The sequence below is a fragment of the Mycobacterium sp. 1081908.1 genome (assembly GCF_001673535.1).
Classification (GTDB): domain Bacteria; phylum Actinomycetota; class Actinomycetes; order Mycobacteriales; family Mycobacteriaceae; genus Mycobacterium.
Genome location: NZ_LZLY01000007.1, coordinates 20,912 through 36,513, shown reverse-complemented (window position 1 = coordinate 36,513; position 15,602 = coordinate 20,912). Strand labels below are relative to the sequence as shown.

Annotated in this window: 14 protein-coding genes and 1 pseudogene; 9 read left to right on the top strand and 6 right to left on the bottom strand. The window is 70.6% G+C overall.

What is annotated here, in order from left to right; all coding sequences use genetic code 11:
- The 3 genes from A5655_RS01155 to A5655_RS01145 form a co-directional block, all read left to right on the top strand.
- Nucleotides 1-387, top strand: a 387-nt coding sequence (locus A5655_RS01155; protein ID WP_231999039.1) for an MmpS family transport accessory protein, incomplete at its 5' end; no start/stop codon positions are given.
- Entirely contained in the window at nucleotides 387-1,022 is a 636-nt protein-coding gene (locus tag A5655_RS01150; RefSeq protein WP_067004681.1) for a DUF2561 family protein, read from the top strand. The genes A5655_RS01155 and A5655_RS01150, both read left to right, overlap by 1 nt.
- Nucleotides 1,023-1,136: 114 nt before the next feature.
- Nucleotides 1,137-1,985, top strand: a complete 849-nt coding sequence (locus A5655_RS01145; protein ID WP_067004679.1) for a hypothetical protein — start codon at nucleotides 1,137-1,139, stop codon at nucleotides 1,983-1,985.
- Nucleotides 1,986-2,039: 54 nt separating this feature from the next.
- On the opposite strand, the gene A5655_RS01140 is transcribed toward A5655_RS01145, so the two are convergent.
- The 4 genes from A5655_RS01140 to A5655_RS01125 are packed head-to-tail and all read right to left on the bottom strand — an operon-like array spanning nucleotide 2,040 to nucleotide 6,377.
- A complete protein-coding gene (locus tag A5655_RS01140; protein ID WP_067004677.1) occupies nucleotides 2,040-3,689 on the bottom strand; it encodes a cytochrome bc complex cytochrome b subunit in 1,650 nt (549 codons plus the stop codon).
- Entirely contained in the window at nucleotides 3,686-4,867 is a 1,182-nt protein-coding gene (locus A5655_RS01135; protein ID WP_067004675.1) for a ubiquinol-cytochrome c reductase iron-sulfur subunit, read from the bottom strand. Before A5655_RS01135 ends, A5655_RS01140 begins: the two co-directional genes overlap by 4 nt.
- Entirely contained in the window at nucleotides 4,864-5,730 is an 867-nt protein-coding gene (locus A5655_RS01130) for a cytochrome c (RefSeq protein WP_369807132.1), read from the bottom strand. The genes A5655_RS01135 and A5655_RS01130 overlap by 4 nt, the downstream gene beginning before the upstream one ends.
- 35 nt (nucleotides 5,731-5,765) lie before the next feature.
- Entirely contained in the window at nucleotides 5,766-6,377 is a 612-nt protein-coding gene (locus A5655_RS01125) for a heme-copper oxidase subunit III (protein WP_066937831.1), read from the bottom strand.
- Nucleotides 6,378-6,515: 138 nt separating this feature from the next.
- Here A5655_RS01125 and trpD point away from each other — a divergent pair, with 138 nt between their 5' ends.
- The gene (gene trpD / locus A5655_RS28455) at nucleotides 6,516-7,601 is read left to right on the top strand and encodes an anthranilate phosphoribosyltransferase (protein ID WP_082978410.1); all 1,086 of its coding nucleotides are present in this window, start codon (nucleotides 6,516-6,518) and stop codon (nucleotides 7,599-7,601) included.
- On the opposite strand, the pseudogene A5655_RS01120 reads toward trpD, so the two are convergent.
- Nucleotides 7,539-9,377 (bottom strand): annotated as a pseudogene (locus tag A5655_RS01120) (DEDD exonuclease domain-containing protein); the annotation flags it as partial. The gene trpD and the pseudogene A5655_RS01120 overlap by 63 nt on opposite strands.
- A 128-nt stretch (nucleotides 9,378-9,505) precedes the next feature.
- Between A5655_RS01120 and A5655_RS01115 the strand changes: the two are divergent.
- The 4 genes from A5655_RS01115 (at nucleotide 9,506) to pimB (ending at nucleotide 13,133) form a co-directional block, all read left to right on the top strand.
- Nucleotides 9,506-9,745: a hypothetical protein gene (locus A5655_RS01115; protein WP_067004672.1), complete on the top strand. Its 240-nt coding sequence runs from the start codon at nucleotides 9,506-9,508 to the stop codon at nucleotides 9,743-9,745.
- A 219-nt stretch (nucleotides 9,746-9,964) separates the two neighbouring features.
- The gene (gene ripC, locus A5655_RS01110) at nucleotides 9,965-11,101 is read left to right on the top strand and encodes a peptidoglycan hydrolase RipC (protein ID WP_067004670.1); all 1,137 of its coding nucleotides are present in this window, start codon (nucleotides 9,965-9,967) and stop codon (nucleotides 11,099-11,101) included.
- Nucleotides 11,102-11,147: 46 nt separating this feature from the next.
- Nucleotides 11,148-11,981: a hypothetical protein gene (locus tag A5655_RS01105; RefSeq protein WP_156764631.1), complete on the top strand. Its 834-nt coding sequence runs from the start codon at nucleotides 11,148-11,150 to the stop codon at nucleotides 11,979-11,981.
- Nucleotides 11,982-11,990: 9 nt separating this feature from the next.
- The gene (gene pimB / locus A5655_RS01100) at nucleotides 11,991-13,133 is read left to right on the top strand and encodes a GDP-mannose-dependent alpha-(1-6)-phosphatidylinositol monomannoside mannosyltransferase (protein ID WP_067004667.1); all 1,143 of its coding nucleotides are present in this window, start codon (nucleotides 11,991-11,993) and stop codon (nucleotides 13,131-13,133) included.
- 10 nt (nucleotides 13,134-13,143) lie between these two features.
- Here pimB and A5655_RS01095 read toward each other — a convergent pair whose 3' ends face one another.
- On the bottom strand, nucleotides 13,144-14,949 hold the full coding sequence (locus A5655_RS01095) for a long-chain fatty acid--CoA ligase (protein WP_067004665.1): 1,806 nt from the start codon (nucleotides 14,947-14,949) through the stop codon (nucleotides 13,144-13,146).
- A 164-nt stretch (nucleotides 14,950-15,113) separates the two neighbouring features.
- Between A5655_RS01095 and A5655_RS01090 the strand changes: the two genes are divergently transcribed.
- Nucleotides 15,114-15,503 carry a polyketide cyclase / dehydrase and lipid transport gene (locus A5655_RS01090; RefSeq protein ID WP_156764630.1) on the top strand — a complete coding sequence of 130 codons (390 nt, stop codon included), beginning with the start codon at nucleotides 15,114-15,116 and terminating at the stop codon, nucleotides 15,501-15,503.
- Nucleotides 15,504-15,602: the final 99 nt, after the last annotated feature.

Genomic DNA, 15,602 nt, shown 5'->3' with positions numbered 1-15,602 from the left:
GTCACGCCCCCTCCACCGCCGCCACCGCCGCCGCCGCCGGCGACGAGCGCGCCCGCGCCCCCGCCGGCGACCACGACGTCGGCCGCTGCCCCGCCGCCGCCCACGACCCCGGCCGGACCGCGGCAGGTGACCTACTCGGTGACCGGGACCAAGGCCCCCGGCGACATCATCTCGGTGACCTACGTCGACGCGTCGGGCCGGTCGCGCACGCAGCACAACGTGTACATCCCGTGGTCGATGACCGTGACCCCGATCTCGACGTCCGACGTCGGATCTGTCCAGGCGTCCAGCCTCTTCCGGGTCAGCCGGCTCAATTGCTCGATCACCACCAGCGACGGAACGGTGCTGTCGTCGAACAACAACGACTCACCGCAGACGAGCTGCTGATGGTCAGCAGGTATTCCGCCTATCGGCGGGGTTCGGACACCATCCCGCCGGACGTCATCGATCGCATCCTGGTGGGCGCGTGCGCCGCCGTCTGGCTGGTGTTGCTGGGCGTGAGCGTCGCCGCGACCGTCGCCCTGGTGGACCTGGGCCGCGGCTATCACAAGACGGCCGGGGGATCGCACACCTCGTGGGTGTTGTACGCCGTCATCATCGTTTCCGCGCTGATCATCGCCGGGGCGATCCCGGTGCTGGTGCGGGCCCGTCGCATGGGCCTGATCGAGCCCGCGGCGCGGACGGCCGCGCGCCCGCCCAGCAGGCCCCCGGTGCGCCTGATGGCGCCCGCGCCGCGCACTGCGGCCGAACGGGCCCGCCAGCCGCGGGCGCAGGCCGGGGAGCCCGCCGCCGAGTGGTCCGGCGCGGCGGTGGACCGGATCTGGTTGCGCGGCACCGTCCTGCTGGCGGGAACGATGGGCGCCGCGCTGATCGCGGCGGCCATCGGGACGTACTTGATGGCCGTCGGTCACGATGGCGGGTCCTGGGTGGGCTACGTGCTGGCCGGGGCCATCGCCGCGGGGATGCCGGCGGTCGAATGGCTGCACGTCCGCCAGCTGCGCCGCATCGCCGACGCGCGCTAGCCCGCTGCGCTCGGCTTTTTCGCGACACTTAAACGCCTGCGACGACACGCCGGAACGTGTTGCCGCCATTTAAGTCTCGTGGATCCCGGCGGCATGGCGTGACGTCCTTTGGTTGTGGACGAGGTATTCAGGGGCAGCGAGGCGCTGCGCCGGGGGAGGCTGAGCCCGTATCAGCTGCGGACTGCGTTCCGCGCGATCTATCCCGACGTATACCTGGCGGAATATGCGGCGCCGTCGCTTCGCAGGCGTTCCCGCGCGGCCTGGCTGTGGTCCGGCCGACGCGGCGTCCTGGCCGGACTCGCGGCGGCGGCACTGCACGGTGCGAATTGGGTCGACGACGACGAGCCCATCGAGCTGATCTGGCGTAACCCGCATTCCCCGATCGGCGTGATTACCCGCAATCAACGCATCGAGCCCGACGAGGTCACCCGCGTCGCCGGGCTGCCGGTGACCACCCCCGCGCGGACGGCGTTCGACCTGTCGCGCCAGCTGCCCGTCGCGCAGGCGGTGGCCAGGCTCGACGCGCTGATGCGCGCGAGCCCGTTCTCCTTGGAGGACGTACTGCCGCTCACCAAGCGGTATCCGGGCGCCCGGGGCCTGCGCAGGCTGCGCGCGGCCCTACCCTTGGTGGATGCCGGCGCGGCGTCGCCGAAAGAGACGTGGCTGCGCTTGCTGTTGATCGAGGCCGGCCTGCCCGTTCCCGCCACGCAGATATCGGTAAGGGAGAACTGGCGACTGGTCGGCGTGCTCGATATGGGTTGGGAGAAGTACAAGGTGGCGGCCGAGTATGACGGCGACCAACACCGCACCGACCGCCGCCAGTATGTCCGGGACCAGGCGCGGCTGCGCGAGCTCGCCGAGGTTGGCTGGATCGTCGTCCGCGTGATCGCCGAGGACAAGCCCGAAGACGTCGTGCAACGCGTGCGCGCCGCGCTAATCCGCCGCGGATACCGCGAAACTTAAACCACCGCTACGCTTTTCGGCGTGTCGTGTGCGTGATTTAAGTGTCGCGGAACGCTAGTGCTCCCCGTTGGGGGAACCGTTGAGGCTCTCCTGGTGTTCGCGCAGCGCGGTGAGGGAGCGATGCTCGGCGGAGTGGGCCGCCTCGCGCAGCGCGGCGTCCTCGGACGCCGGGTCGGCGAACAGGAAGCTGCCGCTGCCCGGCGTGCCGGCCGAGCCCAGCTTGTTCATCCGCTTGGGCAGCGCCGCGCCCTGGTACTCCAGCGGGATCGGGTGGCCGTGATCGTCGACCGGTCCGAGCGGCTGGTGCAGCTCGATGTAGGCGCCGTGCGGCAGCCGCTTGATGATGCCCGTCTCGATGCCGTGCTCGAGCACGTCGCGGTCACTGCGCTGCAGACCGATGCACCACCGGTAGGTGATGAAGTAGACGAACGGCGGCAGGATCACCATCCCGATGCGCCCGATCCACGTCGTCGCGTTCAGCGAGATGTGGAACTTGAACGCGATGATGTCGTTCATCGCGGCCAGGGTCAGCACCATGTAGAAGGAGATCGCCATGGCCCCGATCGAGGTGCGCACCGGAACGTCGCGCGGCCGCTGCAGCAAATTGTGGTGCGCGTAGTCGCCGGAGAACCGCTTCTCCAGGAACGGGTAGACGATCAGCAGGGTGAACACCAGGCCCATGATCAGCGCGACCCAGACGGGGGCCGGGATGGTGTGGTGCCAGAAGTAGAACTCCCACGGCGGCCAGATGCGGGCCAGGCCCTCGGTCCACATCATGTAGAAGTCGGGCTGGGAGCCCGCCGACACCTGAGATGGCTTGTAGGGGCCCAGGTTCCAGATCGGGTTGATCTGGAGCAGGCCGCCCATCAGGCCCAGCACGCCGACGATGGCTGCGAAGAACGCGCCGGACTTGACCGCGAAGATCGGCATGACCCGCACGCCGACGACGTTGTGCTCGGTGCGGCCGGGGCCGGGGAACTGGGTGTGCTTCTGGAACCACACCAGCGCCAGGTGAAGCCCGATGAGGGCCAGGATGATCCCGGGCAACAGCAAAATGTGCAGCGCGTACAGCCGGGGGATCAGGATGGTGCCGGGGAAGTCGCCGCCGAACAGCGCCCAGTGCAGCCAGGTTCCGATCACCGGCATGCCCAGCGTGATCGACGACAGCGCGGCGCGCAGGCCGATGCCCGACAGCAGGTCGTCGGGCAGCGAGTAGCCGAAGTAGCCCTCGAACATCGACAGGATCAGCAGCAGCGAACCGATGACCCAGTTGGCCTCGCGGGGACGGCGGAACGCTCCGGTGAAGAAGATGCGCGCCAGGTGCACCATGATCGCCCCGGAGAACATCAGCGCGGCCCAGTGGTGGATCTGGCGGACGAACAGGCCGCCCCGGACTTCGAACGAGATGTTCAGCGCCGATTCGTAGGCGCGCGACATCTCGACGCCGCGCAGCGGCTGGTAGACGCCGTTGTAGGTGACGTCGACCATGGACGGGTCGAAGAACAGCGTCAGGTACACGCCGGTGATCAGCAGGACGATGAAGCTGTACAACGCGATCTCGCCCAGCAGGAACGACCAGTGGGTGGGGAAGACCTTGTTCAGCTGCCGGCGCACCGCCGCCGACGGGTGGTAGCGCGTGTCGATGTCCTCGCCTTGGCGGGCCAGCACATCGCCGATCTTCGGGGGACTCAGTTTCGGACTCATGTTGTCGTCCTCTCCCAGAATGCCGGGCCGACGGGCTCGACGAAGTCGCCGTTGGCGACCAGATACCCGTTGGAGTCAATGGTGATCGGCAGTTGCGCCAACGCGCGCGCCGCCGGGCCGAAGATCGGCTTGGCGAAATGCAGCGCGTCGAACTGCGACTGGTGACACGGGCACAGGATTCGGTAGGACTGCTCCTCGTACAGCGATGCGGGGCAGCCCAGGTGCGAGCAGACCTTGGTGTAGGCGAAGAACTCGCCGAAATTGAAGCTCTCCTGGCCCTGACGCTTGACCATCCGCGGCATGTCGGTGGGCCGGATACGGATGAGCATCACCGGGTTGCGGACGCCCATCTTGATCGCGGTCAGCTTCTCGTGCGACTCGGCGGTGGTGCCGTCGCCGTCGGACTCGCGCCACGGGAAGACGGTCTCCATGCCGCCGGCGTCCATGTCCTCGGGGCGCATCTTGACGAACGGCGCTCCGGAGTGCGAACCGGTGGCGCGCGCCAGGAAGATGGTTTCGCCGTGGTAGCGCGGGGTCCAGCCCGACGTCCACAGCTCGGCCTTCATGCCCTCGGCGGTGGGCACGACGGGTTTCCACGGGTTCTTGATCAGCCCGCCGGCAAACGCCACCAGGGTGCCCAGGCCGAACGCGCCCAGCCCCATGCCCAGCGACAGTCCGACGAGCTTGCGCCGGCCGATCGTCGAACCCTGGTAGGCGTCGCCCAGGTTCGCCACGACCGTCTTGCGGTCGATCTCGCGCGAGGCGCCGTCATGGCGGTCCTGGATCGAGATCTCTTCCGGGATAAACCTTTTCTGGTAGAGCACGGCACCGATCGCGATGCACAGGATCGACATCCCGAAGGTGAAGCCGTACAGCGGCGTGGCCAGCGAGTACAGGAAGTTGCCCGAGGCCTCCTTGGGCCGGTATTCCCACGGCCAGAACAGGAAGATCACCAGCAACGCCAGCCCGAACCCGCCGCCCAGCAAAAGCCAGCGCGCCACGGAGCGCTCGGCGCGCTTTTCGGCCTTGGTGCCGTCGACGGGCCAGCGGGGCTCCTTGAAGACGGTCTCGACGCCGTCGAGCTTGCCGCCCAGCGCGACCAGCTCCTGCTGCGACATCGCGGCCAGCGCGGCCTCGTCGGGCTCCCGGGCCACCGTGTCCTTATCGGTGTCGCTCATGATGCTCGCGCCCCAATCCACAGTGCCAACGCGATGGCGGCCACCATCCCGATGATCCAGAAGGCCATGCCCTCGGGTGCGGGTCCGAATCCGCCGAGGCCGTAGCCGCCGGGCTGCCGTTCCTCGCTGACCGCTTTGACGTAGCCGATGATGTCCTTCTTGGCGTCGAAGGACAGCTGGCGGTCGGAGAACTTCGGCATGTTCTGCGGGCCGGTCAGCATCGCGGTCAGGATCTGCTGCTCGTTGGCCGGACCCAGGTCGGGCGCGTACTTACCGGACGACAGCGCCCCGCCCTTGCCGGTGAAGTTGTGGCACGACGAGCAGTTCAGCCGGAACAGGTCGCCGCCGCGGCCCAGGTCGTCGCCGCGCAGCGAGTGCATCGCGAGGCTGCCGTCGGGGTTGCGCACGACGGTGGGGCCGCCGCCGTTGGCCTGCACGTAGGCGCCGATCGCGTCGATCTGCGCCTCGTCGAAGATCTCCTCCTTGCGCGGCGCCTGCGCCTCGCCGCGCATCGCGGGCATCCGGCCGGTGGAAACCTGGAAATAGACGGCGGCCTCGCCGACACCGATCAGGCTCGGTCCGTGGTCGACCACACCCTGCAGGTTGGCGCCGTGGCACGACACGCAGGACGTGTCGAACAGCTGCTTTCCGTTGCGCAGCAGCGCCGACGACGACTCGTCGGCGACGGCCACCTGCGGGGCGGGGGTCAGCACGGCGGCCAGGCCACCGGCGATGGTCAGCGCGATCAGCAGCAGCAGGCCGCCCGACAGCCGGCGCCGCAGACGCCGTCGCGAGCGGTCGCGCTGCCCTTTTCGCGGCTGGCCGCGCCGCGCACCGATTCGGGTAGACCCCAGTTTCTTCAACCGAGCACTCCTGTCCGTCTAGGTCTAGCGCCGGCTCATCGGATGAAATAGATCACGGTGAACAGCGCGATCCACACGATGTCGACGAAATGCCAGTAGTAGGAGACGACGATGCTGGCCGTCGCCTGCGCGGGCGTGAACTTGCTCATCGCGGTGCGGGCCAGCAGGAAGATGAAGGCGATCAAGCCGCCCGTGACGTGCAGGCCGTGGAAGCCGGTCGCCAGGTAGAAGACGGTGCCGTAGGCGCTGCCGGGGATGGTCGTCCCGTGCGACATCAGGTGGTAGTACTCGTAGGCCTGGCCGAGCACGAAGAACAGGCCCATCAGGAACGTGATCACGTACCAGCGGCGCAGCCCGAAGACGTCGCCGCGTTCGGCCGCGAACACGCCCATCTGACAGGTGAACGACGACGCGATCAGCACGAGCGTCACCGGCACGGCCTGATAGAGGTTCAACTCGGTCGGCGGCGGCGGCCACTTCCCGCCGGCCTGCGCCCGCGCCGTGAAGTACATCGCGAACAGGCCAGCAAAGAACATGAGTTCGCTGGAAAGCCAAACTATGGTGCCGACGGCGACCATGTTGGGCCGATTCAGCGAATGCACTCGCGAAGTGATCGCAGTACCCGAGGTCCCCACAGCGCTGGTCACATCCGCAAGTATGACGCTTTGTAGTTGTCGAACTCTACCCGGGTCGGGAATTTCGCGAATCGGCGTTTCCGCCGCCACCACCGGCCCCGCTCCCGGCAACGGTTGGGGGGCGGGTGATCCTCGTGGGACCATCGGCGCGTGCCCGCGTCATCCGAACCCGTGTTCCACCCTCCCGGCGAGCTGCCGACGTGGTCGCAGGTCCTCGGGCGCCTGACCGGCGGGCAGGAGCTGGCGCGCGGCCAGGCCGGCTGGGCCATGGACCAGATCATGGCCGGCGACGCCACCCCGGCCCAGATCGCCGCCTTCGCGGTCGCGATGACGATGAAGGCGCCGACCGCCGCCGAGGTGGGCGAGCTGGCCGACGTCATGCTGAGCCACGCCCGCCCCTTGCCCGCCGCCGGGATTCCCGACGACGCGGTCGACATCGTGGGTACCGGCGGCGACGGCGTCAACACGGTCAACCTGTCCACGATGGCGTCGATCGTGGTGGCCGCCGCCGGGGTGCCGGTGATCAAGCACGGCAACCGGGCGGCGTCGTCGCTGTCCGGCGGCGCCGACACCCTGGAGGCGCTCGGGGTGCGCATCGACTCGGAACCCGACGCGGTCGCGCGCAGCGTCGCCGAAGTCGGGATCGGGTTCTGCTTCGCGCCGCTGTTCCACCCGTCCTACCGGCACACCTCCGTCGTGCGCCGCGAGATCGGGGTGCCGACGGTGTTCAATCTCCTTGGGCCGCTTACCAATCCGGCGAGGCCGCGGGCGGGTTTGATCGGCTGCGCGTTCGCCGACCTGGCCGAGGTGATGGCCGGGGTGTTCGCGTCGCGCCGGTCCAGCGTGCTGGTGGTGCACGGCGACGACGGGCTCGACGAGCTGACCACCACCACGACGAGCACGATCTGGCGGGTGCAGGCGGGCACGGTCGACCGGCTGACGTTCGATCCGGCCGGCTTCGGGTTCGAGCGCGCCGAGCTGCACGAGCTGGTGGGCGGCGACGCCCAGGCCAACGCCGCCGAGGCGCGCGCGGTGCTGGGCGGGGCCAAGGGCCCGGTCCGCGACGCCGTGGTGCTCAACGCCGCCGGGGCGATCGTCGCCCACGCCGGGCTATCCAGCCGCGCCGAATGGCTGCCGGCGTGGGAGGACGGGCTGCAGCGGGCCTGCGCGGCCATCGACTCCGGGGCGGCCGAACAGCTGCTCGCGCGATGGGTGCGGTTCGGCCGGCAGCTCTGAATCCCGGACGGCCTGGTCGCTCGCCAGGCGCGCCGAGCGGGCCAGCGCCGCCCACGCCGACCAGGCACCGGCCGACCGCAGCGGCGAGGCCCATCCCTCGTCGGCGGGGCCCGAAACCCGGACGATGCGCACCCCGGGTGCCGCCAGCCAGCGCGCGATGAGCGCCGTCTCCTCCACCAGCGCGCCGCCGAGCGGGGCCGCCGCCGGCAGGATCGCCTGTGCGCCAGCCTGAATGGCGTCGATCACCGGCATCGGCGGCACCCCGCGCTTGGCCGTGCCGGCGGCCGCCAGCTGGCCGTAGCGGACGACGGCGAGGTGGTAGCCGCCCTGACCGTCGGGCGCGGCGGCGATCAGCTCGGGCAGCGCGGCCAGCGCCCGCAGCCGCTGGCCGCGCCAGAGCAGCTCGATCGCGGCGGCGACGCGGTCGCGCAGCCGCGCCGCGCTCTCGAAGTGGCGTTGCTCGGCAAGCGCGCCGACCTGGCGCACGGCGGCGGCCAGGGCGCCGTCGTCGAGCCCGTCGATCAGCGCCGCGACCCGCGCCACCGCGGCGGCGTACTGGGTGGCCGTCACGCCGCGCGGCGCCGGGCAGGGCGACACCTCGACCTCCGGGCAGGCCGGCCCGTGTAGCGCCGAGCGGCCGATCCGCGCGCTGCAGGTCCGGGCGCCGGTGAAGCGCGCCAGCACCGCCGCCGTGTCGGCGGCGTCGGCGCGGGACCGGAACGGGCCGACGGCGCGGTCGTGGCGCGGCGCCCGCACCGCTGCCAGCCGTGGAAACGCCTCGTCGGTGAGCGCCAGCCACCACCAGCGCTGCGGGAACCTCGACCGCCGGTTGTACGGCGGGGCGTGCGCGGCCAGCAACCGCAGCTCCCGCACCCCGGCCTCCAACGCGTGCGCGCACTCGACGTGGTCGACCGCACCGGCCAGGGCGACCATTTCCTTCATCCGGCCGCGGGGATCGGCGCCGGTGAAGTACTGGCCCACCCGCCGCCGCAGGTCGACGGCGGTCCCGACGTAGAGCACTTCACCGGCCGGGCCGCGGAACAGGTAGACCCCGGGCCGGTGCGGCAGCCCTTCGGCCAGCACCCGTTTGCGCCGCTGGGCCGGCGTCACGTCCGGCAGGTAGGAGCGCAGGTCGGCGTAGGTGTGCACGCCCTGGTTGCCGACTCGCTCGATCAGCGCGTGCAACACCTCGACGGTGGCGCGGGCGTCGTCGAGGGCGCGGTGCGTCGGCTTTGCGGCGACGGCGAACAGCCGCGCCAGCTCGGCCAGCCGCACGCTGGGGGCCTCCTCGCGGCTGAGCACCCGGCGGGCCAGGCGGACCGTGCACAGCACCGGGGGCCGCGGCCAGGCGACGTCGCAGCGCCGCGCGGCGGCCCGCAGGAATCCGACGTCGAACCCGGCGTTGTGCGCGACGAGCACCGCCCCCTGGTCCAGGCCGGCGAACTCGAAAAACATCGGCAGCACGGCGTCGATGGTCGGGGCGTCGCACACCATCGCCGTCGTGATGCCGGTGAGCCGCACGATCTGGGGCGGGATGCTGCGCTGCGGATCCACGAGGGTGGCGAACTCGCCCAGCACGACGCCGCCGCGGACCTTGACCGCCCCGATCTCGGTGATGGCGTCGCACGGCGTGCCGTCGGCGCTCTTGGTGCGTCCGCCGGTGGTCTCGAGGTCCACCACGACGAAAGTGGTTTCGCGCAAGGGGAGTTCCTCGACGGGGGAGGCGGCCGGGCCCAAGTCGGCGAAACTCAGCTGAGTCGCACCGCTCGCACCCATGGCCGCGACGTTAGGCACGTCCACCGACAGCCGCGGGGTTCCCACGCCGGGCGGGATCGGTTGTCGGTGGCCGCCGCTAGCGTTCGGGCAAGAGCTTCGCAAGGCCAGACCGAGAGGACGGCACCCAGATGGCACACGGCAACAGCACGGCGCACCCCGAGGGCGCGGCGCCGGTGGTGATCGATTGCGACGATTGCGCGGTGCGCGGCCCGGGCTGCCGCGACTGCGTGGTCAGCGTCCTACTCGGCGTCCCCGAAACGTTGTTGCAGGACGAGCGGGCGGCGCTCGACGTCCTCGCGGAGGTCGGGCTGGCGCCGCGGTTGCGTCTGGTGCCGATTCATCGCGGCCGAGGATCCGGTGTAGCCTAATTGCCTTGTGCGCCAAAACCGCTGGACCGTCTTAGAGGTTTGCCATCATTCACAAAAGAATGACAGAAATCTTGCTGATTTCTTAACGGTCCCGCTTGGACAAACGTCGATATCGTTTCGTAACCTGTTTGAGACCTAAACTACCCCGACGGCGCTCCGGCAGTGCCAGGCATCAGCCGTCCTAGGCCGTTTAAGGATGCAATTTTGAGGTTCGCTTGTATGTACCCGCGCGCGCGTGTCATTACACGGTCTGCCCTCGGGACGTTAGCGGGCTTGACCATCTTCGCGGGGGCTTTCGCCACGAATTCCGGCGCCGATCCGGCCGAAGACGCGCTGGCGAGACTCAACCAGCTGTCTCGTCAGGCCGAACAGACCACCGAGGCGATGCACACCGCGCAGCTCGACCTGAACGAGAAGCTCAAGGTCCAGCAGGCGGCGGAGAAGAAACACGCCGATGACCAGGCCGCGGTGGATTCCGCCAAGGCCCGGCTGGCCGCCTTCCAGGGCGCCGTCAACAAGCTGGCCGCCGCGCAGTACATGGGCGGCCGCGTCGACGGCATGGAGGCCATGCTGACCGCGGCATCGCCGCAGGGCCTGATCGACAAGCTGGCCGTGCAGCGGCTGATGGCGACCCAGATGCGCACCCAGATGGCGAATTACCGCATCGCCGGTGAGCAGGCCGCCAAGGCCGAGCAGGCATCCGCCAAGTCCGCCGCCGACGCGAAGAGCGCGGCCGAGCAGGCCGCGGCGGTACGGGCGAGCCTGCAGTCCAAGCAGAGCCAGCTGCAGGTGCAGATCGCGGTCGTCAAGTCGCAGTACGTCTCCCTGACGCCGCAGCAGCGCACCGCCCTCGCCGACCCCGGGCAGGCCCCCGCGGCCGCCCCGGCGCCCGGCGCACCGGCACCCGACGCGTTGCCGCCCGGCGCCCCGCCGCCCGGCGACGCCCCGCCCATCAACGCGATGATGCCCGGGATGCTGCCCCCCGGCGGGCCCGGCGGAGTGGGCGGCGGCGACCGCGCGACCGTCGTGCAGGCGGCGTTGACCCAGGTCGGTTCGTCCTATGTCTGGGGCGGCGCCTCACCCGGCGCGTTCGACTGCTCCGGCCTGGTGATGTGGGCGTTCCAGCAGGCCGGCATCTCGCTGCCGCACTCCAGCCAGGCGCAGGCCCAGGGCGGCCAGCCGGTGGCCCTGTCGGACCTGCAGCCCGGCGACGTGGTGACCTTCTATAACGACGCGTCACACAGCGGCATCTACGTCGGCGACGGCATGGTGATCCATTCCTCCACCTACGGCGTGCCGGTACGGGTGGTGCCGATGAATGCCGCGGGCCCGGTCCACGACGCGCGTCGCTACTGATCGTTCCGGCTGGCAGCGTCGGCGGCTGCCGATTCTGCTGGCCTGGGTGTTTGCCCTCGAGCTGATCGTGGCCGCGGCCGTGCCCTTCGACGAGGCCGGCGACAGCAACGCAAGACACGCGCAGCTGGTCACTCCCGCCCGCAGCCAGGCCGGCGCCGCGGCGAAGTCACTGGTGGTCGGCGATCGCACCGTCCGGCTGGTGGGCCTGGGCGGCCCGGCCAGCGACCGGTTGCTGTCCCGGGTTTCGTCCAACATCGGCGCCGCGGTCAAGGCGGTGGAGGCCTTCTGGGGCGTCGACTGGTCGCCGGAGGTCACGGTGCTCGCCGCCGGGTCCGACGAACAGTTCCGCGCCGCCGCCGGCGGGGGACCGCCGTCGCAGTGGGCCGACATCGCGGCCGTGACGGTCGCCGAGCGCGTCGACCCCGTGCACCGGGTGGCGCTCGGCCAACGGATCGTGTTCGCGCCGGGCGCCGCCAACATGAATGAGTCCGCGCTGCGAATTGTCTTGACGCACGAGCTTTTTCACTACGCCGCCCGTCCCTACACGGCGGCGGACGCGCCCCAGTGGCTGACCGAGGGCGTGGCCGACTACGTCGCCCGGCCGCCGACCCCGGTGCCCGCCGATGCGCTGCCGGTGCCGCTGACGCTGCCGACCGACGCCGACCTGGAAGCGCCGGGGCCGCAGCGCTCGCTGGCGTATGACCGCGCCTGGTGGTTCGCCCGCTTCGTCGCCGACACCTACGGGGCGCCCAAGCTGCGCGAGCTGTACCTGGCCAGCTGCGGTGTCGGGCACACCGACGTGCCCACCGCCACCCACGCGGTCCTCGATGTCGACCCCGCCGGGTTGCTGGTGCACTGGCACCAGTGGCTGGCCCGCTAGCCTACCCAGGTGAGCCGGGTCCTACTGGTAACCAACGACTTTCCGCCCCGCCCGGGCGGCATCCAGTCCTACCTGGGCGAGTTCGTCGGCCGGCTGGCCGGCACGGGCGCGCAGTCCGTGCTGGTCTACGCGCCGCAGTGGAAGGGCGCCGACGCCTTTGACGACGCGGCCGAGGCGGCCGGATACCGCGTGGTGCGCCACCCCGGCACGCTGATGCTGCCGGGCCCGGCGGTGGACGGGCGGATGCGCCGGCTGATCGGCGAGCACGGCATCGACACGGTCTGGTTCGGCGCGGCCGCGCCGCTGGCGTTGCTGGCCCCGCGCGCCCGGCAGGCCGGGGCGACCCGGGTGCTGGCCAGCACGCACGGCCACGAGGTCGGCTGGTCGATGCTTCCCGTCGCGCGGTCGGTGCTGCGCCGCATCGGCGACGGCACCGACGTCGTCACCTTCGTGAGCCGCTACACCCGGTCGCGCTTCGCGTCGGCCTTCGGCCCCGGGGCGAGGCTGGAATACCTGCCGCCCGGCGTGGACACCGACCGGTTCCGCCCCGACCCGGGCGCCCGGGCCGAGCTGCGGGCCCGCTACGGGCTGGGCGAGCGGCCGACCGTGCTGTGCCTGTCGCGGCTGGTGCCGCGCAAGGGTCAGGACGCGCTGATCAAGGCGTTCCCGTCGATCCGGCGGCGGGTCGACGGGGCCGCGCTGGTCATCGTCGGCGGCGGGCCGTACCTGGACGCGCTGCGCAAGCTGGCCACCGACTGCGGCGTGGCCGAGCATGTGACGTTCACCGGTGGTGTGCAGGCCGCCGAACTGCCCGCCCATCACGCGCTGGCCGACGTCTTCGCGATGCCGTGCCGCACCCGTGGCGCCGGCATGGACGTCGAGGGCCTGGGCATCGTCTTCCTGGAGGCCTCGGCGACGGGCGTGCCCGTCGTCGCCGGCCGGTCGGGAGGGGCCCCGGAAACCGTGCGGCACAACAAGACCGGGCTGGTGGTCGACGGCCGGTCGGTGGACGAGGTCGCCGGGGCCGTCGCCGAGTTGCTGGCCGATCCCGAGCGGGCCGCCGCGATGGGCGCGGCCGGGCGCGAGTGGGTGACGTCACAGTGGCGCTGGGACACGCTGGCCGGTCGGCTGGCCGACCTGCTGCGCGCCTAGGCGCTCGCGGTCAGTCCTTCTCGTAGATCGATTCGATGTCGGAGGCGAACTTCTCGGCCACCACGTTGCGCTTGACCTTCATCGTCGGCGTCAGCTCGCCGGTGTCCTCGGTGAAGTCGACCGGCAGGATGCGGAACTTGCGGATCGACTCGGCGTGCGACACCGCCAGGTTGGCGTTCTTCACGGCGGCGTCGATCTCGGCGAACAGGTCGGGGTCGGTGGCCAGGTCGCCGACGGACGCCTCGGCCGGCTTGTGGTTGCGTTCCTTCCAGGGATCGAACGCCTCGGGGTCGATGGTGATCAGCGCGCCGATGAACGGCTTGGCGTCGCCGACCACCATGGCCTGGCTGATCAGCGGGTGTCCTCGCAGCTGGTCCTCGAGCACCGCGGGGGCGACGTTCTTGCCGCCCGCGGTGACGATGATCTCCTTTTTGCGGCCGGTGATCTTCAGGAAGCCGTCCTCGTCGAGCGCGCCCAGGTCGCCGGTCTTGAACCAGCCGTCGGTGAACGCGTCGCGGGTGGCCTGCTCGTTGTGCCAGTAGCCGCTGAACACCACGCCGCCGCGCACCAACAGCTCCCCGTCCTCGGCGATGCGCATGCTGTTGCCCGGCAACAACGTTCCGACGGTCCCGATCTTGACGTTGCCGACCTGGTTGACCGTGATGGCCGAGCTGGTTTCGGTCAGGCCGTAGCCCTCGTGGATGGTCAGGCCCACGCCGCGGTAGAAGTGGCCCAGCCGCGCGCCCAGCGGCGCGCCACCCGAGACGGACGCGTGGCAGTCGCCGCCGAGCGCCGCGCGCAGCTTGTGGTAGACCAGCCGGTCGAACAGCGCGTGCCGGGCGCGCAGCAGCAGGCCCGGTCGCCCGCCGTCGGCCTGGGCCTGACTCCAGTCGACCGCGGTTTGCACGGCCATCGCGAAGATGCGCCCCTTGCCGTCGTTGGCGGCGTTCTGCTCGGCGGTGTTGTACACCTTCTCGAACACCCGCGGCACCGACACCACCACGGTCGGCTTGAACACCGCGAACATCGGCAGCAGGTTCTTGATGTCGCTGGTGAATCCGACTGTCACCTTGTTCGCGAACGCGGACAGGGTAAGCGACCGGGCCAGCACGTGGGCCAGCGGCAGGAAGACCAGCAGCCGCTGCCCCTCGTCCAGCAGCGTCGGCAGGCATTCTTTGGCGCCCCGGCTCTCGTAGAGCAGGTTGGAATGGGTGAGCTGGCAGCCCTTGGGCCGTCCGGTGGTGCCCGAGGTGTAGATCAGGGTCGCCGGGTCGGCCGCGCAAAGCGCCTCGAGCCGGGCGGTCAGCTCGGCCGGCTCGACCTCGGCACCGGCCTCGGAGAGCTGGTCGAGCGCCTTGGGGCCCGAACCGTCGATGTGCAGCACCCGGCGCAGCTCGGGCAGCTCGGCGGTGAGCTCGGTGACCATCGCGGCGTGCGCGTCGGTCTCGGCGAAGGCCAGCACCGCGCCCGAGTCCTGCAGCACCCAGCGCACCTGCTCGGCCGACGACGTCTCGTAGATCGGCACGGTGACCGCGCCCACCGACAGGATCGCCAGGTCCAGGATCGCCCACTCGTAGCGGGTGGCCGAAAAGATGGACACCCGGTCGCCGGCCTGCACCCCCAGCGAGATCAGGCCCAGCGCCGCGGCACGAACCTGCTTGGCCGCCTCGGCGCAGGTGACATCGGTCCATACCCCGTCGATCTGCCGTTGGAAGATGACGAAGCCGGGGTCGTCGCGCTCGTGGTCGAAGACCATGGCGGCGACGCTTTCGTGCTCGCCGACGGTAAAGCGGGCGGGGACGCTGTACTCACGCACTCTGGTGACCTCGATCGGATTCGTGATGTTGCCTGCCGGCTTGCTGTGGCCCAGCCTAATCCGCGAATTCGCGCAGCATGGCGGAGGTCTGCCGGGGGGTGGCCGCGGTAGCGGCGCGAGCGCCTGCGTACGGGCGATCCGGATCCGTGTGTGAAGCTATGGCGGTGAACAGCATTCAGATCGCCGACCAGACGTTTGTCGCCGCCGACGGCGCGCGGGTGGGCGCCGTGGTCGCCGACCCGTCGTGCTGGCGCCGGTGGTGGCCGGACCTGCGGCTGCAGGTCGTCGAGGACCGCGCCGAGAAGGGGATCCGGTGGGCGGTCACCGGGGCGCTGACCGGCACCATGGAGATCTGGCTGGAGCCGTCGCTGGACGGGGTGGTGCTGCATTACTTCCTGCACGCCGAACCCAGCGGCGTGGCGGCCTGGCAGCTGGCAAAGTTGAACTTGTCGAAGATGACGCACCGCCGTCGGGTGGCGGGTAAGAAAATGGCGTTCGAGGTCAAAAGGACGGCGGAACGGTCGCGTCCGGTCGGCGTTTCTCCGGTAGCTTAACCGGATCAAGGTTGGGCGGTAGGAGTACCGTTTCGCCCCGGAGGCCGGGGTAGTACTGCACGTGCGGGGCGTACTCGCTTGCGGGAGAGAGGGCATCAG

What these genes read in the sequence shown, in the direction of transcription:
- A5655_RS01150 (WP_067004681.1), top strand. Translation starts at nt 387, where the DNA reads ATGGTCAGCAGGTATTCCGCCTATCGGCGGGGTTCGGACACCATCCCG.
- A5655_RS01115 (WP_067004672.1), top strand. Translation starts at nt 9,506, where the DNA reads ATGGCACACGGCAACAGCACGGCGCACCCCGAGGGCGCGGCGCCGGTG.
- A5655_RS01140 (WP_067004677.1), bottom strand. Translation starts at nt 3,689, where the DNA reads ATGAGTCCGAAACTGAGTCCCCCGAAGATCGGCGATGTGCTGGCCCGC.
- ripC (WP_067004670.1), top strand. Translation starts at nt 9,965, where the DNA reads ATGTACCCGCGCGCGCGTGTCATTACACGGTCTGCCCTCGGGACGTTA.
- A5655_RS01135 (WP_067004675.1), bottom strand. Translation starts at nt 4,867, where the DNA reads ATGAGCGACACCGATAAGGACACGGTGGCCCGGGAGCCCGACGAGGCC.